The sequence below is a fragment of the Ruminococcus sp. 5_1_39BFAA genome (genome assembly GCF_964240875.1).
Lineage (GTDB): Bacteria > Bacillota > Clostridia > Lachnospirales > Lachnospiraceae > Blautia_A.
Map to the genome: position 1 here is coordinate 70,439 of NZ_CAXSVO010000015.1, position 21,949 is coordinate 92,387.

Sequence of the window (21,949 nt, forward strand, 5' to 3'; positions counted from 1 at the left end):
TCTCCTTTTTTCTTATAGTCTCATCATCTTACAGGCTTTCCAATACCTGACATGCCTGCCGGATCCTTTCCTCCTCCGTCCGGATGATCTCAAATTCGCTGATGGACGAAACCCCCATGCTTACCCCTTCCTTGCGGTAAACCATCCGACTTTCCAGATTCTGTTTGCCGGACATGTGGAAAGCATGCGCCCTGGTATAGGGCTGTATTTCGCGGATGGTATCTGCATCTACTCCGCTTCCCACCTGAATGGTGATCCTGCCCTCCTCCTGCTCCACAAGCTTCTTCAGCATATCCCTGCCCTCCAGGCAATGATTCTTCTGGCCTGAAGTAAGAATGGTGCGGATACCAAGCTCCTTTGCCTGTTCCATAGCTTTCATCGGATCCACGCACACATCGAAAGCCCGGTGGAGGGTCACAGACATATCGCCTGCATCCTCCATCAGCATTTTCATCTGTTCCATGTTCAGCGTACCGTCGGGTTTCAGGATTCCAATGACAACACCGTCTGCTCCAAGCTCCCGAAAATTCCGCACCTCTCTGCGGATCACCCGAAACTCATAATCCGTATAACAAAAATCCCCGAACCGAGGACGGATCAAAATGTGCGTACAGATATCCGAATGCTCCCGGATCTCCTGAAAAAGACAGGGACTTGGGGTCGTTCCCCCAATGATCAGATTGCTGCACAGTTCAAGCCTGGTTGCTCCGCCCTTCTCTGCCGCCAATGCGGATTCCACGGAATCCACACAGGCCTCCAAAATATAGTTTTTCATAGTTTCTGACCCTCTCTTACCTTCTATCGCCAGCGCATAAATAATACATTGTGGTCAGCCCGGCTCCGCTGGCCCCCTTGCTCTGATATTCAAACACAGGCGGCTCCACCCAGGCAGTTCCCGCAATATCCAGATGGATCCAGGGGGTCTGTTCAGCAAACTTCCGGATAAACAGTCCTGCCGTAATGCTTCCGGCAAACTTGCCCCCAACATTTTTCACATCTGCAATATCGCTCTCGATCAATTTCTCGTATTCCTCATAAATGGGGAATCTCAGATAACGTTCCCCGGACTTTTCGTAGGCTCGCTCGAACTCTCTGCAAAAATCCTCATTGTCGCAGAGCATTCCTGCCGTGCCAAAGCCCAGGCTTGTGCAAACACAGCCTGTCAAAGTTGCAATGTCCAGGACCCTGGACGCATGCTCATTGCGCACCGCATAGGTCACAGAATCAGCCAGGATCAGGCGGCCCTCTGCATCCGTGTCAACAATCTCAATGGTCCTTCCGCTGTAGGAGGTGATCACGTCCCCCGGAAGCAGCGACCCATCAGAAATCCTGTTCTCCACCATGGGGATCATCCCTGTTACATTCACCGGGACCCGGTTCTTTGCCAGTGCATAAACAGCTCCCGCTACAGCGGCGCCTCCTGCCATATCTCCCTTTATCCCTTTCATGGAAGAGGAGGATTTCAGGCAGTAACCCCCTGTATCACAGGTGACACCCTTGCCCACCAGTGCGGTGATCCGGTCGTCCGACGGATTCCCCTTATAACGGATGATACAAAGGCAGGGAACATAGGCGCTGCTTAAACCCACGCCAAGTATTGCATTCATACCCAGTTCCTTCATCCTCTGCGCATCCAGGATTTCCACCTCTGCCTTGACCTCTCTCGTCAGCTCTGCAAAAAGCGTTATCACCTCTTCTGCAAAAGCAGGCGGCCGCAAAAGATTTCCCGGGCGGTTCGTCATATCCCTTGCCCAAATGATACCTTCCACAAGTGTTTCCGTTTCTCTTATGATGTTTTCAGCTTCAATAGGCAGACCTGTCAGCTCAATTTTCCACTTCTTTCTTGGCACAATGGGATAACGCTCCGGTTCAAAGGTTCCCAGAAGCATTCCCTCCACCGCATCACTTATGTAAGGCAGGCCCTTTTTTTCTATAAGCTGCGTAAGATCTGCTGAAAATTCTGTGCCGTCCCACTCCTTTACGGCTTTTGCGTAAATTTCTTTAATCTGTACTCTGCCAGAAAATCCGGCGCTGCAGTCCACCTTCAAAGCCGGAAGACTGCTTGCCTTCACTAACTGTATCATTCCCTATTCCTCTTTTCGTCTCATTTTTATGTCGCCAGGGTACGTACCAAGCGGATGCCCGATTGTCTAATATAGCTGCACGCCCGCAGATTCCAGGGTACCGATCGCCGTTGGATCCGGTGCCTCATCTGTGATAATGCCGTCTATATCATCAAAATGGGTAAACTTATAAGAATCGTTAAAATAAAACTTGTCCTTCTCCATTACCAGGTAGGTATGCCTGCTGCTGGAAATGGCAGCCTTTTTCGTCAATCCGTCCTCCACGCCGAAGGTGGTAACGGACATATCCGTCATGTCCAGCCCGCAGGTTCCGATAAAAGCCCTGTCAAAGCTGTACTGTTTGATCACTTCTATGGCGGCGGAACCCATAAAGCCGTTCACTGTACGATACATAATACCTCCGGTCCCCACAGCCGTGATCATAGCAGAGGCTGCAAGTATCTGCAGGATATCGATCATATTGCTCACCACCACAAGGCGCCTTCCGGAGTCAGCCAGAAGCTTTGCAAGCTTGATATTGCTGGTAGAAATGTCAAGGAAAATGGTTTCGTTATCCTTGATCAGTTCAAAAGCCTTCCTTGCAATGATATCCTTCTTTTCCACATTGACGCTTCTCCGGTCAATGACATCTCTGTCCAGCGGATAATCACCGGACAAAATGGCACCTCCGTATGTACGTTTCAGGTGTCCGCCTTTTTCCAGGGTTTTCAGATCCTTACGGATACAGTCATCTGTTACGTGAAATTCTTCACTTAAAGAGCGGACCTTGACTTTTCCGTATTCCCGCAGCATCTGCAGGATCGCTTCCTGTCTTTCTTCCGTAAACATGGATTACCTCCCATTTCTTTATTTCAATATAATCTCAAGCACCGTATCCACGGGATCCGGGAGCATCGGATCCGGTCCAAGGTCCGCAAACAGGATATCCGGGTAATCGCTGTGAACCCAGCTTGTGGAAACAGGTACTTCCGCGCCTGAAGCCAGATACCGGATTGATCTTACCGCCTCCTTGGAGATTCCCATAAGGGGTACCGGACCGATGGAATTTTCGTATAAATGAAAATAAATATGCTTTCCGTTTCTGGTGATCCGCCCGTTTTCCGGTTTTGGAATACCAGCCCTGGTACATCCGTAAATGCTTCGGGAATTCCCTGCCATCCATGCACCGATTTCCTTCAATGCCCTAGCGGACGGCTCCGGAATATTTCCGTGGATATCCGGTCCGATATTCAAGATCATATTGCCGCCCTTGGAAACGCATTCCACCAGCTTTTTGATCAGCATGGAGGATGGTTTGAAATAGCGGTCTGTTGCATGATAACCCCAGTTTCCGTTCATGGTAACACAGGCTTCCCAGTACATGTCCTTTCCATTGACATCCTTGATCCCCTCCGGTGGGATCATCTGCTCCGGGGTCGCAAAATCGCCGTGATATGGGGTTGGATCACCAGTTGCCAGGGAACCGTAGCCCTCACCGCTGACTTCCAGACGGTTGTCAATGATCACATCCGGCTGAAGCTCTCTGACCATTTGTATCAGCTCCGTAGCCTTCCATGCCTCGCCTCTTAAGTTGTCATAGGAGAAATCAAACCAGAGAAGATCCAGCTTCCCGTAATTGGAACAGATTTCTCTCACCTGATTGTGCATAAAGGTGAGATACCGGTTAAAATCCCGGTTTTCATTGGTATAGGCAGGATTATTTCTCATGGGATGATTTTTATCTCCATAATGGGGATAATCCTCGTGATACCAATCCAGCAGTGAAAAATACAGGCCTACCTTCAGCCCTTCTTTTCTCACTGCCTCCACAAATTCAGCCACAAAATCCCGCCCGCAGGGGGTATTGGTGGATTTAAATTCCGTATACTGGCTGTCAAACAGGCAGAAGCCGTCGTGATGCTTGGCAGTCATGACCACGTACTGCATTCCGGCCTCCTTAGCCGCCCTTGCCCAGACGGCAGGGTCGCATCCCTCCGGGTCAAACTCTTCAAAATATTTCATGTAATCTTCTTTCGGGATCTCCTCCGTACTGCGCACCCACTCTCCCCTTGCCGGGATCGCATACAGTCCCCAGTGGATAAACATCCCGAATCTGGCCTTTTTAAACCAATCCATACGTTTCTCATAAGCTTCTCTGTCAAATGTATACATGGCAACCTCTCCGCACAAAAAAATCCAATCATGAGATAAAAAAAGCATTCCTCACCCTGCTACAATAACAAAATCTTACATAAACCCGTAATCTCTTTGCTTTATATACATGTTCGAAACACTCTTATAGTTATTCATAGCCTAACATAAATTCCCTTTTTTGTCAATTTTCATCTCTTGTTTCGGATTACTTATTATTGTTTTGTATTGTCTTTTTCATCTGTAACAGACAGTATACAAACAAGCCTCCTCCCATTCCCAAGATAACATTTGCCATTCCCATATAATCTGCCAGGTATCCCATCGTGGGAAACAGGACGATCATGACCACAGAGAAACACATGCTGCTGACAGATATGATCGTGGCACGCTGTTCAGACGGGATCATTTTGTTCAGTTCATTGGATTGAAGCGGATACAGGGCCGCGTTTGCCATGCTGTTGATGCCAAAGCCCGCGACCGACAACGGCAGATAGCTGCTCCACATGAATATCAGACCCACAGCCGAAATACCTCCGCTGATCACACTGGCTCTGTTTCCCAAAAGCTTTGCTGATTTTTCACTAAGCAATGCACCTATGCTGTTGCATCCGCACAACGCAAATAAGATCACACCGATCCTGCCTTCTGAAAGTCCCCGGAAGTAATAATATTCCTGACTATATAAAAACACACTGGTATGAAAAGCAAACAATACTGCATAGTGAAACAGCACAAACTGCAGCTTCTGGTTTCCTTTTATGAGATGATAACTGGTTATAAAATGCTTTTTTATGGAAACACATTTGTTGCAGTTTTCCGGCTCCTCCATGAACAGACATATAAGCAAAGCAAGTGAATCCGTTCCAATGATCACAACATAGCAAAGCGTATATGAGATTTCTGCCAGATAACCGCCCACCAGCAGAGCAAGCCCCTGGGACAGCTCTGTAACAAAATTCAGCCGGCTGTTGATCTTAAAAAACTGTTCCTCCTGCCTCATTCCCAAAAAGCTGTCATACAGCAATGCTTCCTCTGATCCGGAGACCAGATTAAAGGTCCATGCCGAAAAGATAAAACAAATCCCCAATAACCACATACTGTCGGCAGACACCATGATAAGCGATGAAAAAATACCGAATAGCCTGCTCGCCATAAGCACCTTTTTTCTTCCCAGCAGATCCGCCAACGCTCCTGAGGGTATTTCCGTGATGATACTGGTTGCATGGAAAATGCCCTCCAGGATTCCGATCTGCCAGAGTGACATTCCTTTTTTTGTTAAGAACAAAACAAATATGCCGTCCGTTATGCAAAAATTGCAGAAAAAACGAAATATAAAATCCAGCTTAATATTTTTAGATAATCGATCCTTCATTTCAGTAACTCCTTTTTCTCAAATATTGATTTTAACACGCAAAAAAAGCTCTATCCGCTGGTATCACCAGCAAAATAAAGCTTCCTGGAATTACTGCTGTTGCAATTCTAAAATGCGGTCTTTCTGGAATCTACATCTTAAAAAAGGGCGCAGTAATCCCGTCGCCCTGCATTTTGTCCGTCAGAGAAAGACAACTGCTGCTGCAAATTGGTGTATATCCCAAACCGCTCATCGCATAACCTCCGTAAAAATATTGACTGTATTGTAGCATATATTCGAAATCTTTACAATACAAAATTAAAAGCCCATTCCAAACACTGGAACAGGCTTGTTACAGTTGAGCCCAGGACTTTGCACTTGCTGCAAAGTCCGTGCCAACACTTAAAATCTGCCAAGAGGGAATCTGCCCCTCGCCGCAGGCGACTTTAAATGGGCAGATTCCGTAACAGTTTAGCCAAAGGCTGAACTGTTACACAGGCTTTTAATTTTGTTTTAGCAGCATTCGCTGCAGGCCACGAAATGCCCGGGCTTTACTTCCCTCAATTTAGGCTGGGCCTTTTTGCATCCGTCTTTCTTCTGCGGACAGCGGGAGCAAAATTTACATTCATCCCCCAGCCCGATAGGATTCGGAAGGGTTCCCTCCAGAACGATCCGCTGGCGGTTCTTCTCAATATCCGGCTCCGGAACCGGGATCGCAGACAGCAGCGCTTTTGTATACGGATGGATCGGATCCGAGAAAAGCTCCTCCGTCTCTGCCAGCTCCACCAGGGAGCCAAGATACATAACACCGATCCGGTCACTGATATGGCGGACCATGGACAGGTCATGGGCAATAAAGAGATAGGTCAGCCCTCTCTCCTCCTGAAGCTGTTCCAAAAGGTTGACCACCTGTGCCTGAATGGAAACGTCCAGCGCAGAGATCGGCTCATCGCATACGATAAAATCCGGATTCACAGCCAACGCACGGGCAATTCCCACCCTCTGCCTCTGACCGCCGGAAAACTCATGCGGAAAACGGTCCGCATGCTCCGCCTGAAGTCCTACGGTTTCCAGAAGGCTTACTACCATGTCGTTCCGCTCCTTGCGGTTCTTTGCAAGATTATGGGAATCAATGCCCTCTGCCACGATATCAAGGATCTTTCTTCTAGGGTTCAGGGATGCGTAAGGGTCCTGAAAGATCATCTGCATCCTCTGTGTCAGGTTATGTGCATCCCTGCGGGAAAGTGTATGGTCAACCCGCAGTCCGTCAAAGGTTACCTCTCCGGCGGTAGGCTCATAAAGATGAATGACCGTACGGCCAAAGGTAGATTTTCCGCAGCCGGATTCCCCTACCAGACCCAGGGTTTCTCCCTTATAAATCTGGAGCGTAACATCATCCACCGCTTTCAAAGTCTGATTCTGTCCCACTGTAAAATATTTCTTCAGATTTTTTACGTCCAGCAATACTTCCGGTTTCATGATGTTTCACCTCCTCTGAATTTTTTTGCTCTTTCATCCAGCATCCAGCAGGCTGACTTATGCTCATCACCGCATTCAAAGTAATCCGGCATGAATTCCTGGCACACCTTCAGCGTCTTCTCGCAGCGCGCTGCGAAAGGACATCCCTTTGGCGGTTCCATCAAGTCAGGAGGGGTACCCGGAATGGCGTGTAATGTCTCCCCCTTACTGTCTTCCCGGGGAATGGACTTTAACAAGCCCTTTGTATATTCATGGCAGGGATTATGGAAAAGCTCCCTTACATCTGCCGTCTCCACCATTTTTCCGCCATACATAACTGCCACACGGTCTGCAATGTTCGCCACAACACCAAGGTTATGGGTAATGATGATAATGGATGTTTTTGTCTTTTTCTGAAGCTCCTTCATCAGATCCAGTATCTGCGCCTGAATGGTTACGTCCAGGGCTGTCGTCGGCTCATCCGCGATCAGGATCTTGGGATCACATGCCAGTGCAATGGCAATGACTACCCTCTGGCGCATACCGCCGGATAACTGATGGGGATACTGTTTATAACGTGCCTCCGGATTGGAAATGCCAACCATGGAAAGGAGCTCAATGACTCTCGCCTTTCTAACCTCCGCACTCATATCTTTTTTATGCTCTTTCAGCATCTCCTCGATCTGCTTCCCAATCTTCATAGTCGGGTTCAGGGATGTCATAGGGTCCTGAAAGATCATGGCAATATCAGAGCCGCGGACCTTCTGCATGTCCTTTTCGGAACATTTCACCAGATCCTTCCCTCCAAAGAGAACGTTTCCTCCCACTACCTTGCCGTTTTTGGGGAGTATCCCCATAACGCCCTTCATGGTAATGGATTTACCGGAACCGGATTCCCCTACAACTGCCAGGGTTTCCTGCTCATTTAAGTAAAAGTTCACGTCACGTACAGCCTGTACGGTTCCCTTATGTGTCTTAATGTGAATTGTTAAGTTATTTACCTCTAATAATTTTCCCACGATTCCACCTACTTTCTCATCTGAGGATCCAGTGCGTCTCGCAGACCGTCACCCAGAATACTAAAGCATACCATAATCAGCACGATCGTGATCGCCGGGAAAACCAGCACATGGGGGAAGGTTCTTAAGACCTGATAGCCGCCATTGATCAAAACACCCAGAGAAGCCTGCGGTTCTGCAAGGCCGATACCGATGAAGCTCAGGAATGCTTCTGTAAAGATTGCGCTGGGAATGGTAAACATAACGTTGATAACAATAACACTAACCGTATTGGGAATCAAATCCTTAAAGATAATGTCTTTTTTACTGGTTCCAAGTACCTGGGAGGCAAGGACAAATTCCTGGTTTTTCAGCTTCAGAATCTCCGCCCTCACAAGTCGCGCCATATTAACCCATCCGGTAATGGACAGGGCTGCAATGATGGTTCCCACACCTGCCGGGAATGCCATCAGGAAAAGGATTACAATGATCAGGCTTGGGATACCCACCAGGATCTCAATAATACGCTGCATGATAGCATCCACCTTTCCGCCGATCAGAGCGGAAACAGCGCCGTACAACACACCGACAACAAGGTCCAGGATAGCGGCCACAAGTGCGATCATCAGGGAAATCCTGGTACCCATCCAGGTTCTCACCCAAAGGTCACGACCGAACTGATCGGCTCCAAAAATATGGTCCTTTGTGGGTGTTGCAAATACCAGGTCATAGTCTGTATCCTTAAAGGAATATTTGCTGAAAACCGGCGCAAAAATAGCCAGCAGAATAATAATGATCAGAATAAACAGGGATGCAACCGCCGCCTTGTTTTTCTTAAGACGAAGCCACGCATCCTTGATCATACCGGAAGCAGGCGCTGCAATATGTTCTTTTTCGGAGGCGGACACCTGCGCTTTTTCAAACAGAGAGTCGTTTATTTGTTTACTATCCACGCCTAGTCCTCCTTTTCTTTTGCCAGACGGATCCTCGGGTCGATCAGGGAATATGCCAGATCCACGATCAATACTACCAGCATATAGAATGCTGCATAAAATACAGTGATACCCATGATCGTTGGATAGTCGTTTGCCTTGATACAGTCAACGAAAAGACTTCCGATACCCGGAATACTGTAAATATTTTCTACTGCCAGAGAGCCTGTCATCAGGTTTACCACGATCGGACCCAGAATGGTGACAACCGGGATGATGGAGTTTCGGATGGCATGTCGTGTCAGAACCTTAAACTGACTGATACCCTTTGCTCTTGCCGTTACGATATAATCCTGGTCAAGCACATCCAGCATTTCCGTACGTGTGAACCTTGCCACCTGTGCGATAGGGCTGAAGGACAGCGCAATGGAAGGCAGTACGGAACAAGCCCAGCTTGTCCAGAATCCAACAGGCAAGATCCCCCATTTCAAGCCAATATAATACTGCAGAAGCGCCGCAGCCACGAAGTTCGGCACAGATACACCCAGTACGGCAATGATCATGGTCACATAGTCAATAGCGCTGTTGTGCTTCCATGCCGCAAGGATTCCCAATACCAGACCTATAGCAAGTCCGATCAGGACTGCCTGGATACCGATCAGAGCAGAAGGTCCCAGTCTTCCCCCTATAACATCAGTTACTTTCTGATTTACATAAGTGTAGGATGTACCAAAATCACCATGAAGGATATTTTTCAGGTACTTTACATACTGAACCGGTTCCGGATCATTTAGTCCATACATTTCCAGGACACGTTCCTGCTGCTGCGGGCTCATGATGCTGAAATGCTCCGGGTCAAAAGGCGTCCCGGGAAGCTTTTTCATCAGGAAAAACGTACAGGTTATAACAATCCACAGAGTAAGCAGTATGTATAAAAGACGTTTAATCGTATATTTTACCATACTATCATTCCTTTTTCATTTTTCATGAATAATCTTAAAAAAGAGCTGCCACCGGGCCTATTCCAAGAATTCACGGTTGGAATACCTCGTATGGCAGCACTTCTTATTTATTCAATCTGTTCTATCCTGAATGCAATTCAATCCTATTTAAAGCTTATTCAAAATAAGCGTATTTGAATTCCATTGGTACTCCGATCGGATGAGAAATCAGGTTCTTCACGTTTGATTTAGTCAGGGTAGCGGAACCTCTGTGGTAGATAGGAGATACGACTGCATCCTCATCAACCAGCTTCTTTTCTGCTTCCAGCATATCAGTCAGACGTGTTGCGTCATCTGTCTGGGATTTTGCGTCGGAAATCAGGCTGTTATAGGTATCATCTGTATAGTTTCCTCTGTATGGTGTTCCGTTGGTCCACAGATCCAGATAGGTCATAGCGTCATCATAGTCAGCGCCCCATGCGGTAAGACCAAACTGATAGTTATTGGCATCCATAAGCTCTCCACGTCCCTGAACAGTCTTGGTATCGATCACCATTGTCAGGCCAAGGTTCTTATCCAGTTCACTCTGGATAAAGGTCGCTACGGATTTGGAAACAGAATCATCTGCTACCAGAAGAGTTACTTCGGAAGGAGCGCTTCCAAGCTCTTCTACACCTTTGTCATAGTATTCTTTTGCTTTTTCTGCATCGAATGGAGAAACATCGCCGTTCAGCTCACGGAAGGTCTTTTCTGCATCACCGCTCATGCCATCAGCAACAAGGCCGAATCCAGGAGCAGAGCCGTCTGCCAGAACCTTGTCGGTCAGGGTCTGACGATCGATCGCCAGGGAGATTGCTTTACGGATATTTACATTTGACATAACCGGGTCAGTCAGATTGAACTGGATATATGTAGTTCTGAAGTCAGTCTGACGGGAGAATTCCGGGCTGTCCTGATTAGCAAGAACGTTTACGGAGTCCAGCTCTACCTGAGAAAGCTCGCCTGCCTGATATGCGCTGAGGGCTGCTGTGGAGTCCTTCATAACACGCACTTTTGCGTCTGCGATCTGTACGGAATCTTTGTCCCAGTAGTTATCATTCGCTGCAAAGGTAACGCCTACAGCCGGATCATATTCTGTGATCACATATGGTCCGCAGTAAAGCATCTTGTCCGGAGTAAGTGTAAACTGATCGCTTACTTCGTTATAGAATTCTTCGTTTACGGGGAAGAACATAACCATAGTAGTCAGGTTCAGGAAATATGGAGTCGGGTTTGTAAGCTGGACCTCCAGGGTGCTGTCGTCCACTGCTTTTACACCTACCTCATCAGCCTCTACACTGCCTTCGTTGTACTCGTATCCGTTTACGATATAGTCGTTCATAATAAAGCTGTAACCGTTGGTTGCATCAGCACTCATCTGTTTCAGCCATGCAAAAACAAAGTCGGAAGCAGTAACCGGGGTGCCGTTATTCCACTGGATACCTTCTCTTAAATGGAAAGTATAAGTCAGTTTGTCATCGCTGACTTCATAGGACTCGCAGAGTGCAGGCTGCGGTTTGTTGTCTGCATCCATACGGAACAGACCTTCTTCTGCCTGGTTTAATACGAGAAAAGCATTCTCTTCGGATGCTGCCCAGGGAACCAGCGTCTTCACTTCGAAGTTGGTGGATACGCTTAAAACGTTATCTCCTCCTGTAAATCCTGCGGCAAAACTGTTCACTGCAGGTGCCATAGCCATTACGGCTGCCATGATGATAGTTGCGATTTTTTTCATTTTCATGATGTGTTTGCCTTCCTTTCTGTTTTGTTTTTCATTAAATAAGGACGGCGTTTCATTGATAAAAGGACTATGTAATTATAAACTGTCAGAATTTATATTACCATTTGCCCCTTTACAAATGAAACACCGTCCTTTGTTGGTGTTATTATAACATTGTGCCTAAAAAACGTCAAGCTTTTCGTATTATTTTATCGCATTTTGACTTCTTTTTTATTATTTGAAATTATTTTTCAATAGCCAGATTGACCATCTGCGGTCCTTGTTTTATGAGCATCCACAATGCCACCTCCGCGCCAGCCCCATTGCTGTTCCCGTATTCCAGAAAACCGCCCTGCTCTTCCACAAACCTTTTTGCAATGGCAAGCCCAAGACCCTGGCGCTGTCTGTCATGGCGGCTTTCATCGCCGCTGTAAAACTCCCGGTCCGCATATTGCAGATCCTTATGGGAAAAGCCTGCTCCATAGTCACGGACTGCTGCTTTGAAATACGCCTGCCCCTCCCTGCTTTCCTGCGTAATCCGAATTTCCAGTCCCTTCCGGCGGTCTGTGCGCTCAGCCCCATTGCTGACTATATTGCTCCATGCCCGCATCATCGTGTTCTCATTGCAGAAGATTTCTCCCTCCGGCACACTGATCTCAAAACAAACCGGGATTTTCTCTGCCGCAGATATCTGCTTTGCGGTTTCCCGGAACATTCCGCCCAGTTCTGTACAATTCATAATCCTCTTATCCGCCGTCTCTTCTGTGCCTAGAAGCACTTGTCTCATAGTTTCCAGATACAGCCCGATTTCCTTCACATTTGTAAGAATGTATGCCGCACATTCCCGGTTTTCTTCTAACAGTTCCCCTTCCTCCAGAAGCTCTGCATTTCCCCGGATGACGGTAAGAGGCGTCTTGATATCATGTGCCAGCGCAGCCAACTGCTCCTGTTTCTGTTCTTCCATATCCCACTGCGTTTTTAAAGAATCCTGAAGCGCATCCTTCATCTGCCCAAGTGATACCATAACCTCGCTTATCTCTTTAATATCCGAAGTCCCAGTCTCGAATTCCAGATCGTTTGCAGCTATCTTTTCCGTGATTCCGCTTAACTCCCGTAGCTCTGCCTTCAATTTATTTGCAAAAAGCCTGGAAAATAAAACAATATTCCCCAGAAACAACAGGACATCCAGAATCGGCATTAAAAGCTCCGGAGCAGGAAGAAGGTCATTTGCTTTGCTGTTTGCATACCGCATCAGCAGCTTGTATTTCACAATACAGATATTTCCGTCGTCCAGATCAATAAAACGATAGTAGCTGCCATTTCCGCTATAAATATTGTACTTTAACAGATTTTCCCAGGCAGCCCTGCGGTCCTGCCCGTCAAAACTGCCCTCCAGCCATTCGCCCGCCTGGTTATAAAGTCCATATGAGCAGCCTTCCGGAATCCACTGTTCCAAATCTCCTTCTGCTTTGCGGATTTTGTCCGTATTTTCCGTGATCATCAGCTCCGCATAGTTTGCGGGCAGCACCACTCCCCAGTCCGTCAATCCCAAAAGGAGCAAAAAAACTCCCCCTGCCATAAGTACCGTACTGAGGATAAACAGTGTAATATATTTAGAAAACAGACCTGCCAGTGTTTTTTCTCTTCTCTTTATTTCCATCGGTATCCAATCCCCCATACTGTCTCAACAGGATTTATGCCAAACTGCTGGAATTTTGCACGGATATTCTTGATATGCTCCGTGATGGCTGAACTATTGCTCTCACCGTCAAATCCGAATACATGCTCCAGGATCCTCTCTTTTGAAAACACCTGCCCCCGGTTCAAGGCCAGATACTCACAGATGGCGTATTCGCTTTTTGTAAGGACCATTTCCGTCCCCTGACAGTACAGCTTTTTTTCCAGCATAGAAAATTCTACTTTTCCAATGGTTACCCGGTTCTTTTTCTCCCTGCTTTCCCTTCTCAGATGTGCTCCTACTCTTGCCCGCAGTTCTCCGATCCCAAAGGGCTTGGTGATGTAATCGTCTCCGCCGATCCCAAGTCCCTTCATCAAATCCTTTTCTTCTGTCTTTGCGGTCACAAACAGAATGGGACAGTCTACCCTGTCCCGGATCTCCTGGCACAGACGGAATCCGTCCATGCCAGGCATCATTACATCCAAAAGAATCAACTGGTACTGGTTCAGCTTCTCATAATCGATTTCAAGCGGATCGTCCAAAAGCGTAACCCCATAGCCCTCCCGCTCCAGCGCCCTGCGGATCAATTCCAGGATCCCTCTGTCATCATCAATTGCCAAAATCCTAATCATTGCACTGCCTTCCTTCATAAAAATGAAACCACGCCCTGATTATGGCATAGATCACAGCTAATAGCAACAGGCAGAGAAACAGTGAACTTCTCACTTCAGCAGCCAGAATCTCCGCCATATCCTTTCTTGTAAGATAACTCAAAATTAGCAGCACGCCTCTTGAACTCCATGCGCAGGGGAAAAACTGCCACCTTCCGTCTCCCAGTCCGGTGAGAAACAGGGCGGCCAATAAAAACTGCGCCACTCCCACGCTTAAGGAAACAGACTTTGTAAACCTGAGATTTAAAAACAAATGCTCCAGATACAGCGGTGCACTTCCCACACAAAGAGTCACGGCTAAGATTGCGTAATCTGCAAAAGAAAGCCCTGCCTTTCCAAGCCCCCAGTGGAATCCGGCTCCAAAGAGAAAAATTGCCGCCAATACCGTAATAAAGCAAAGTCCCAGAAGCACCAGCCATTTTGCCAGGAAAGCATTCCATTTACGGACAGAGCTTCCTAAAAATGTCTGGAAATGGTTTCCTTCCTCCAACCCCACATTTCCTGCACACACAAGACTCACCGCAAAAGGAAGCGCAATGCCGATCACTTCCACAAAGCCGGATATCTGCGCAACCTCATTCCATCCGGACATACTGTAATAGAGCACAAATATCAGGCTTCCCAGTACAGGCGCTCCTATATGCAGGCCGTACTGAAAGGTATGCCGCATTTTCAAATGCTCTGCCCTCATGAGATGAAACAGTCCCTTCATTTAAACAGTCACCTGCCTTTCAAACCATTTCCTGCTTACCAGCCACAAGATCAGGAACCAGAGAATTGCTGCCGGAAGTCCGATCATCAGATTCTGCAGTTCCATCAACTCCGGCGAATACGTCATCTGCCCCTCCACTGCCGGAAGTCCATTTGGCAGGATTCCCAGCACCGGACACATCAGCCTGGAGGTGATGGCTCCCGGCAATGCTGCAAACCAGGGCTTCAGAGAAATGGCGGCGGAAATGATTGCGTAGCTTCCCATATGGATCAGAAGCATAACAAACGTACCCATTTTTTGTGACAGCAGCAGACAAAATGGAATCTGCCATAGCGTTGTGAGCCACATAAGAAGTCCGGCTGTCAACTGCATTTTTAAGGATGGCTGAATGATAAACTTCATATGAAGTGCGCTTTCCATAAACTGTCCCATTATAATCGTAAGAATGATCGTAATGCCAACGGCAATCCCGGACAGGGCCGCTCCCAGCAGCACCTTTGCATCCCATATTTTTTCCATGCTGCAGGGCAGTGACCATATGGTAAAGTTCTTTTTCCTTTTATCTTTTCCCCCAATCATCCCGCATACGATTCCAAGCATCCCCGGATATAATATCATATACCACCAGTTATAGCTGTCTACAGCAAAATATGCGTGTGTCAGCATTGCAGAAAAAAATACGGAAATCAGAGGCATCAGCACAACGATCCCTTTCAAAAATGTATGTCTGTATTTCAATTTTTCAGCCCGAAAATATCGCTTCATCTCTCCACCCTTCCTTTCGCTGCAATTTCCATAAACAGTTCCTCCAGATCTTCCTTTTCATCAATTTCCCCTTCAAAGCCAAGCCTTCCGCCGGAAATAATGCCGATATGATCTGCAGTCTGCTGGATTTCACTTAAAATATGGCTGGAAATCATCACCGTAATGCCCTGTTTTGGAAAGCTTCGGATCAAATGGCGCAGCTCCTGTATTCCCAGGGGATCCAGACCATTGATGGGTTCATCCAGGATCAGCAGCTTCGGATTTCCCAAAAGTGCAAGGGCGATTCCAAGCCTCTGCTTCATGCCCAGCGAAAATGCCCCGGCTTTTTTCTTCCCCGTATCCGCAATATCGGTCAGCCTCAGCACCTCTTCGATCCGCCCCTCCGATACCCCAAGGAGCAGCGCACGGACCCTCAGATTTTCCCGGGCAGTCAGATTTTCATAAATGGGCGGTGTTTCGATCAGCGCACCGATATGGGCCAGATCCTTTCTCGACCATGGATGCCCCTGAAAATAAATTTCTCCCGATGTGGGACGCAGAAGTCCTGTCATGGTTTTCATCAAGGTGGATTTCCCCGCCCCGTTTGGTCCCAGCAGACCGTACACACAGTTTTTTGGAATTGCCATGGTGATATTTTTTAATACCGGCTGTCCTTTGAACTCTTTTGACAGATTTTTGATTTCTATAAGATTCTGATTCATTTATCTTCCTCCTTGAATTTCGTTTTCATAAGAAGAGGATAAAATACAATTCTAAGAAATTTATAAGGAAAAAAATATTTTTATGCTATTGATCCATAATCATAAGCTGTTCGATCTGATGCCTGGCGATAATCCAAAGCCCTGCTTCACCAATCGGGGCCTCCTCTACATAAGGGTAAGAAAACAGCGGAAGGTGCCGATTACTGTTCAGCACCATTTTAAACAGAAAGGCTTGATACACCATGCTGCAGCTTGCAATTTGTGATGATGAAAAAATCTACCGGAATGACTTAAAAAAAATTATCCGCACAGAATTAGACCTGTCCGGAATAGAATATCATATTACAGAATTCTCCTCTGGTGAAGAACTATTGAACGGAATTAAAGAAACAGATTTACAAATTATCTTTCTGGATATTGAAATGAAAGAACTGGACGGCATCTGTACTGCAAAAAAACTTCGGGAACAGAAAAACACGGCTTTGATCATCTTCGTAACCTCCTATCCGGATTTTGTATTCCAGGGTTATGAGGTACGCGCTTTGAATTATATTGTAAAGCCTTATGAACCGGAAAAAATCCGGTCTGTTCTCCACACTGCACTGGAGGAACTGGAACTGACCTCTGAAAAATACTATATCATCGAACAGCGAAACGGCACCATCCGGGTTCCGCTTGATTCCATCAAATACTTTACCAGTGACCGAAGGATGATCCATGTCGTTACAGACAGTGTAACCTACGATTTTTATGACAAGCTAAGCGATCTGGAAGCCAGGCTTTCGGAGGCATTCGTCCGCATACATAACCGTTATCTGATCCATCTGAAATATTTGGATCAGATTGATGGAAACACAGCCATTGTAGACGGAGAAGCGCTTCCTATCAGCCGTTCCTGCAAAACAGATCTTTCCATTGCTTTTGCAAAATACATGCTGCATTAGGAGAACCTCACTATGTTAGATCTTATTGAATTTTTTGCAAATCTGATGATCAGCATGGCCTTTGGATACCTGATTTTTCTTAATATCGGAACCTTCCTGACAGCAAGATGGACGCATCCCTTCGTGAGCTTCCTGATCGTCTGCCTGCTTTTTGGTACCTCCAATATTGTTGTGTATCCATCGGAGCTTACAGGGATCGTTGGCTTCTTTTTCCCATTTATGCTGATATTAGTTCTGTGCTATAATGATGAATGGTATTTGAAGGTATCAACCGCTATCCTGATATTTCCAGTGGATATCGCTATCAATTACATTACCCAGGACGCAGGCTTGCTGATATGGTGTCACCTGTTCCATAAAAGTATGTCTCCTGTTGCAGAAACAGCTTTGCATACTGCTACCATGTTCCTGCGAATCCCAATCTGGTATGCAATCTACTATTGTGTACGCACTTGGATTCCGTATACGGTACAGTTCCTTACCCGCCGCATGTGGCTGGTACTGGATTTAATTGCCATGACTTCTTTTATAGGAATCATCACTGTAATTTATAATACCTCCCCGGAATCCTCTTATACGGCTTACCCCACCTGTATTGCCTGCATTGTAACAACTCTTGGATGCTGCTACCTCTGTACTTATATGGCAAGAAATGTAAAAGCAGATATGGAGCTTCAGACTTACCAATACCAACAGTCCTACTACCGGGAATTAGACCAGAACCAGCAGACAGTCCGGAGACTCCGACACGATATGAAGAATCATCTGAATATCATCCATACCTTTTTGAGTAACAAAGAATACACGAAGGCCGAGGATTACCTTCAGGATCTGAACCAGGAATTCGTCACACACCTGCGCATCTACTGTCCCAACAGTATTGTCAACGCTGTATTAAACAGTAAGGAACAGTTGGCCTCCGAGTCCCATATACCGTGCGATTTTCAGATCGATCTGGCAGAATCTCCCGCTATTGAGGATATGGATCTCTGCTCCATCCTTGGAAATACACTGGACAATGCAATTGAAGCCTGCCGGAAGATCCCGGAAACTTCCAGGCGCTTTATTTCCGTGAAAGCGCGGTGCAAAAACGGATACTTCAGCTGCGAGATTGTAAATTCCAAGGTCAATGTCATCCAAAATGAGAAAGGTGCCTTTCTCACAGATAAAAAAGACGCCTCAGCTCATGGTATTGGATTGAAAACTGTAAAGAATCTTGTAGATAAATATGATGGAACAATTGATATCTCCTACGATACGGATACCTTTTGTATCACCATGATGATCCGGACAGCTCTGCCGCCGGCATAACACCGGCGGCAGATGATGGTTCAAACAATCTGTGGCCTGCAGCATCATATGGTCGGTCAAAATGGAGGCATCGATGTCACAGGTCTGCTTTTTATCAAAGGGGCGTACCCACGCCTTGTTGTGGTCAGCACAAGCGATGATCGCCAGCGGCGCACCGTAAATTCCGGCTGCCTTTCCAATCTTTGAAAGACCTTCTTCACTTTGACCACCAGCCATGAATCCATTGTAGCACAAAGAACCACATCCGCAAGAATGCACTTTTTCGGAAGATACTTTCCAAAAGGATACGATTGATGAACAAAGAGATATAATCATTGAGCAACAGAGCACAATAGACGAACAAAACAATATCATTGAATGTCTCCGCCGGTTTTTATACCCAAAAACAGCAGCCACCCTTCCGATAACTGCTGTCGTATTACGGGAATCGCTGCAATTTGCTTTTAAAATCGCACCGTGGCAATAGCTTTGCTCTATGGCCCAGCTATTATTTACTCCGCTGTATTGGTATCTCTTGCAAATGGATTTTCGTAAATAGACTGTTTGCCCAGATACTCATGGATCCTGAGAAGCTGGTTGTATTTCGCATTGCGGTCAGAACGGCAAGGTGCTCCGGTTTTGATCTGCCCTGCCCCTGTCGCCACGGCCAGGTCTGCAATAAAGGCATCCTCCGTTTCTCCGGAACGATGAGAAATTACAGCCTTATATCCCGCCCGGTGAGCCATCTCAACCGCCTCCAGGGCTTCTGACAGGGTTCCGATCTGGTTCACCTTTACCAGAATGGCATTTGCCACCTGCAGCTTGATTCCGCAGCCCAGACGTTTGATATTGGTTACAAACAGATCATCTCCTACAAGCTGGGTTCTGCCGCCAAGTCTTTCTGTCATGACCTTCCAGCCCTCCCAGTCATCCTCCTGCAGGCCGTCCTCAATGGACACAATGGGAAATTCATCGATCAGCTTCTCATAATAATCCACCATCTCGCAGCAGTCGCGCAGTACCTCTTTTCCCTTCATTTTGCTTTCTCCCGGAAAATAGTATGCACCCTTTTCCTCATCATACAGCTCGCTTGCCGCCGCATCAATGGCAATGCCGATGTCCTTTCCCGGCTCATAACCAGCCCGCTTTACAGCCTCCACGATCAGCTCCAGCACATCTCTTGACTCTGCCAGATCAGGAGCAAAGCCGCCTTCATCTCCCACTCCCGTGGACAGTTCCTTTTCCTTCAGAATAATTTTCAAAAACTGATAGATCTCTGCACACATACGGATTGCCTCGCCAAAGCAGGCAGCACCGAGAGGCATGATCATAAATTCCTGCAGATCCACCGTATTATCTGCGTGTTTTCCTCCATTCAGGATGTTCATCATAGGTACTGGCATACGGCAGGTATGGCAGCCTCCGATATACTGATAAAGCGGGACTCTGAGAGCCAGCGCTGCCGCTCTCGCCACTGCCATGGAAACACCCAGAGTCGCATTTGCACCCAGGCTGCTTTTGTTATCCGTGCCATCCGTCTCAATAAGAAGATGGTCGATATACGTCTGATCCAGCGCGTTTTCTCCCAAAATCGCCTCTGCGATCCGGCTGTTGACATTGTCAACCGCTTTCTGGACACTTAAGCCCACATAATTTCCCTTATCTCCATCCCGCAGCTCAACAGCTTCAAACTTTCCGGTTGATGCGCCGGATGGTACCATCGCTCTTCCTGTATATCCATTCATTCCAATGACGCCTTCTCCAACGGTCACTTCCACTTCAACCGTAGGATTGCCTCTGGAATCCAGAACTTGTCTTGCGTGAACCTTACGAATAGGCAGATACCGTAACATTTTCTTACCTCCTAAAGATTTATGAAGGTAGTTTTTCCCGTTGGTTCCGCTTTTATACAAAAAGGTATATTGCAGTCAGAACAGACATTGCAATATACCTCAGCTATTTTTTAGAGTGAAATATATCCTTTACTCTTTAAGCAGGCTTCAACCTCCATGATGTCCTCCACATGAAGCACCATAATCGGCCGTCCGGTATCTCGGTTAAAGGACAGATACAGATAATCAATGTTGATATTGCTGTCCAGGAAATCCTCCAGAAGATGATTCAGGTTTCCAACCTCATCCTTTACTTCAATACCCAGAACATCTGTCAGCTTACAGATAAATCCGCCCTCTGTCAGCGCCTCTACTGCTTTCTCAGAATCTGATACTACCATACGGATGATTCCGTATTCTGCACTGTCGTTGGTAACCGATCCTAATATATTAATATCTTCTCTCTGAAGAATATCCGTAACCTTGTGCATCACACCTTTTTTATTTTCTGCAAAAATTGATAGCTGCTTTAACATAATAATTCTCCTCCTGTCTTTTCCACTTTATTGTACTAAAGAAAAAGACACCTGTCAACCTTCACCCCGCACAAAAAATCATACCGGTATCTCAATTAATTCTTTAGGGCTGTGTGCCAGATTGATGTGGCCATCCTCTGTCACGATCACCATATCCTCGATCCGCACTCCGCCAAATCCGGGAACGTAAATGCCCGGTTCCACAGTCTCGATCATTCCGGCCTTTAACACGGTATTATCAGTCGGTGACAGACGCGGTTCCTCATGGATAAACAATCCCACACTGTGTCCCAGACCATGACCGAAGCAGTTTCCGTAGCCCGCCTCTGTGATAATATCTCTGGCGACCTTATCCACACTTGCTCCGGTCACTCCCGCTTTCAATGCGGAGAGAGCCGCAAGCTGTGCTTTCAGAACGGTGCCGTAGATCTCTTTTTGCTTTTCGCTTGCTTTTCCCAATACAACCGTCCTGGTCATATCTGAGCAGTAGCCCTTGTACTTGCATCCAAAATCAAAGGTGATAAAGTCTCCCACCTCAAACTTTTTCTCACTGGGAATGGCGTGAGGCATGGAGGAATTCAGACCGGAGGCAACGATCGTATTAAATCCCAGATCCTCGGCTCCCTCTTTTTTCATCAGGTATTCCAGCTCTGCAGCCGCCTCCAGCTCCGTCATGCCCGGCTTTAACAGCGGTAAAAGCTTTGCAAACGCCTTATCTCCTATCTCTTCAGCACGCGCCAGACACTTCAGTTCTTCCTCCGTCTTTATCATACGAAGTGCGTTGATGCTGTCCTTTAAAGGAGTCCAAACCTCCACCGGAAGAGCTTCCCTCATTTTATCAAACTGGTTGCACAGCAGTGATTCATCCTCATAGCCCATATGGAAAGCACCTGTTTTTCCCTCTTTTTCCATACACTCCTTCAGGATCTGCTCTCTCTTGTGTTCGCGGTGCTCTTCCACGATGGTAAAGCTGCTCTCTTTTGCAGCCTGTTCGGTATAACGGGAATCCGTGATCAGCACCTTCTGATTTCTGGAAATATAAAGCGCCCCCTCGCCTCCGCGAAAACCGCTTACATGACGCATATTATAGGCATCTGTGATCACCAACGCATCCAAATTCTTCTCATCCAAAATTTTCTCTAACATATCAATTTCCTCTCTTCT

The 21,949-nt window shown here is 46.8% G+C and carries 20 protein-coding genes and 1 pseudogene; 2 read left to right on the top strand and 19 right to left on the bottom strand.

What is annotated here, in order from left to right; translation table 11 throughout:
* Positions 1-28: 28 nt before the first annotated feature.
* From ACESZH_RS15295 to ACESZH_RS15365, 15 genes are all read right to left on the bottom strand, one after another.
* A complete protein-coding gene (locus tag ACESZH_RS15295; RefSeq protein ID WP_373217549.1) occupies positions 29-775 on the bottom strand; it encodes a copper homeostasis protein CutC in 747 nt (248 codons plus the stop codon).
* A 16-nt stretch (positions 776-791) separates the two neighbouring features.
* The gene (locus tag ACESZH_RS15300) at positions 792-2,084 is read right to left on the bottom strand and encodes a M17 family metallopeptidase (RefSeq protein WP_373217551.1); all 1,293 of its coding nucleotides are present in this window, start codon (positions 2,082-2,084) and stop codon (positions 792-794) included.
* A gap of 66 nt (positions 2,085-2,150) precedes the next feature.
* Positions 2,151-2,912 (bottom strand): DeoR/GlpR family DNA-binding transcription regulator, encoded by a 762-nt coding sequence (locus ACESZH_RS15305; protein WP_373217553.1) that lies wholly within the window; start codon positions 2,910-2,912, stop codon positions 2,151-2,153.
* A gap of 18 nt (positions 2,913-2,930) precedes the next feature.
* Positions 2,931-4,235, bottom strand: a complete 1,305-nt coding sequence (locus ACESZH_RS15310) for an alpha-L-fucosidase (protein WP_373217555.1) — start codon at positions 4,233-4,235, stop codon at positions 2,931-2,933.
* Positions 4,236-4,422: 187 nt separating this feature from the next.
* Positions 4,423-5,589: an MFS transporter gene (locus ACESZH_RS15315; RefSeq protein ID WP_373217557.1), complete on the bottom strand. Its 1,167-nt coding sequence runs from the start codon at positions 5,587-5,589 to the stop codon at positions 4,423-4,425.
* 492 nt (positions 5,590-6,081) lie between these two features.
* Positions 6,082-7,047, bottom strand: coding sequence for an ABC transporter ATP-binding protein (locus ACESZH_RS15320; protein WP_373217558.1), 966 nt, complete (start codon positions 7,045-7,047; stop codon positions 6,082-6,084).
* Complete coding sequence (locus tag ACESZH_RS15325; protein ID WP_373217560.1) at positions 7,044-8,045, bottom strand: ABC transporter ATP-binding protein; 1,002 nt, start codon at positions 8,043-8,045, stop codon at positions 7,044-7,046. The genes ACESZH_RS15320 and ACESZH_RS15325 overlap by 4 nt, the downstream gene beginning before the upstream one ends.
* A gap of 8 nt (positions 8,046-8,053) precedes the next feature.
* Positions 8,054-8,977: an ABC transporter permease gene (locus ACESZH_RS15330; protein ID WP_373217561.1), complete on the bottom strand. Its 924-nt coding sequence runs from the start codon at positions 8,975-8,977 to the stop codon at positions 8,054-8,056.
* A 2-nt stretch (positions 8,978-8,979) separates the two neighbouring features.
* The gene (locus ACESZH_RS15335; protein ID WP_373217562.1) at positions 8,980-9,918 is read right to left on the bottom strand and encodes an ABC transporter permease; all 939 of its coding nucleotides are present in this window, start codon (positions 9,916-9,918) and stop codon (positions 8,980-8,982) included.
* Positions 9,919-10,072: 154 nt separating this feature from the next.
* Positions 10,073-11,677 (bottom strand): peptide ABC transporter substrate-binding protein, encoded by a 1,605-nt coding sequence (locus tag ACESZH_RS15340; RefSeq protein ID WP_373217564.1) that lies wholly within the window; start codon positions 11,675-11,677, stop codon positions 10,073-10,075.
* Between the two features lie 223 nt (positions 11,678-11,900).
* Positions 11,901-13,316 carry a sensor histidine kinase gene (locus ACESZH_RS15345; protein WP_373217565.1) on the bottom strand — a complete coding sequence of 472 codons (1,416 nt, stop codon included), beginning with the start codon at positions 13,314-13,316 and terminating at the stop codon, positions 11,901-11,903.
* Complete coding sequence (locus ACESZH_RS15350; protein ID WP_373217566.1) at positions 13,307-13,966, bottom strand: response regulator transcription factor; 660 nt, start codon at positions 13,964-13,966, stop codon at positions 13,307-13,309. The genes ACESZH_RS15345 and ACESZH_RS15350 overlap by 10 nt, the downstream gene beginning before the upstream one ends.
* Positions 13,959-14,717: a lantibiotic immunity ABC transporter MutG family permease subunit gene (locus tag ACESZH_RS15355; protein ID WP_373217568.1), complete on the bottom strand. Its 759-nt coding sequence runs from the start codon at positions 14,715-14,717 to the stop codon at positions 13,959-13,961. The genes ACESZH_RS15350 and ACESZH_RS15355 overlap by 8 nt, the downstream gene beginning before the upstream one ends.
* Positions 14,718-15,482 (bottom strand): lantibiotic immunity ABC transporter MutE/EpiE family permease subunit, encoded by a 765-nt coding sequence (locus tag ACESZH_RS15360; RefSeq protein WP_373217569.1) that lies wholly within the window; start codon positions 15,480-15,482, stop codon positions 14,718-14,720.
* Positions 15,479-16,183 (bottom strand): lantibiotic protection ABC transporter ATP-binding protein, encoded by a 705-nt coding sequence (locus tag ACESZH_RS15365; protein WP_373217570.1) that lies wholly within the window; start codon positions 16,181-16,183, stop codon positions 15,479-15,481. Before ACESZH_RS15365 ends, ACESZH_RS15360 begins: the two co-directional genes overlap by 4 nt.
* Positions 16,184-16,425: 242 nt before the next feature.
* Between ACESZH_RS15365 and ACESZH_RS15370 the strand changes: the two genes are divergently transcribed.
* Together ACESZH_RS15370 and ACESZH_RS15375 are read left to right on the top strand one after the other, a co-directional pair.
* The gene (locus ACESZH_RS15370) at positions 16,426-17,127 is read left to right on the top strand and encodes a LytR/AlgR family response regulator transcription factor (protein ID WP_373217571.1); all 702 of its coding nucleotides are present in this window, start codon (positions 16,426-16,428) and stop codon (positions 17,125-17,127) included.
* 12 nt (positions 17,128-17,139) lie between these two features.
* Entirely contained in the window at positions 17,140-18,438 is a 1,299-nt protein-coding gene (locus tag ACESZH_RS15375) for a sensor histidine kinase (protein WP_373217572.1), read from the top strand.
* A gap of 27 nt (positions 18,439-18,465) precedes the next feature.
* Here the strand turns inward: ACESZH_RS15375 and ACESZH_RS15380 are convergent.
* From ACESZH_RS15380 to ACESZH_RS15395, 4 genes and pseudogenes are all read right to left on the bottom strand, one after another.
* Positions 18,466-18,642 (bottom strand): annotated as a pseudogene (locus tag ACESZH_RS15380) (nitroreductase); the annotation flags it as partial.
* 287 nt (positions 18,643-18,929) lie between these two features.
* Positions 18,930-20,270 (bottom strand): phosphopyruvate hydratase, encoded by a 1,341-nt coding sequence (gene eno, locus ACESZH_RS15385; protein WP_373217573.1) that lies wholly within the window; start codon positions 20,268-20,270, stop codon positions 18,930-18,932.
* A 110-nt stretch (positions 20,271-20,380) separates the two neighbouring features.
* Positions 20,381-20,785, bottom strand: a complete 405-nt coding sequence (locus ACESZH_RS15390) for an ACT domain-containing protein (RefSeq protein ID WP_373217574.1) — start codon at positions 20,783-20,785, stop codon at positions 20,381-20,383.
* A 78-nt stretch (positions 20,786-20,863) separates the two neighbouring features.
* A complete protein-coding gene (locus ACESZH_RS15395; protein WP_373217575.1) occupies positions 20,864-21,931 on the bottom strand; it encodes a M24 family metallopeptidase in 1,068 nt (355 codons plus the stop codon).
* Between the last annotated feature and the right edge of the window lie 18 nt (positions 21,932-21,949).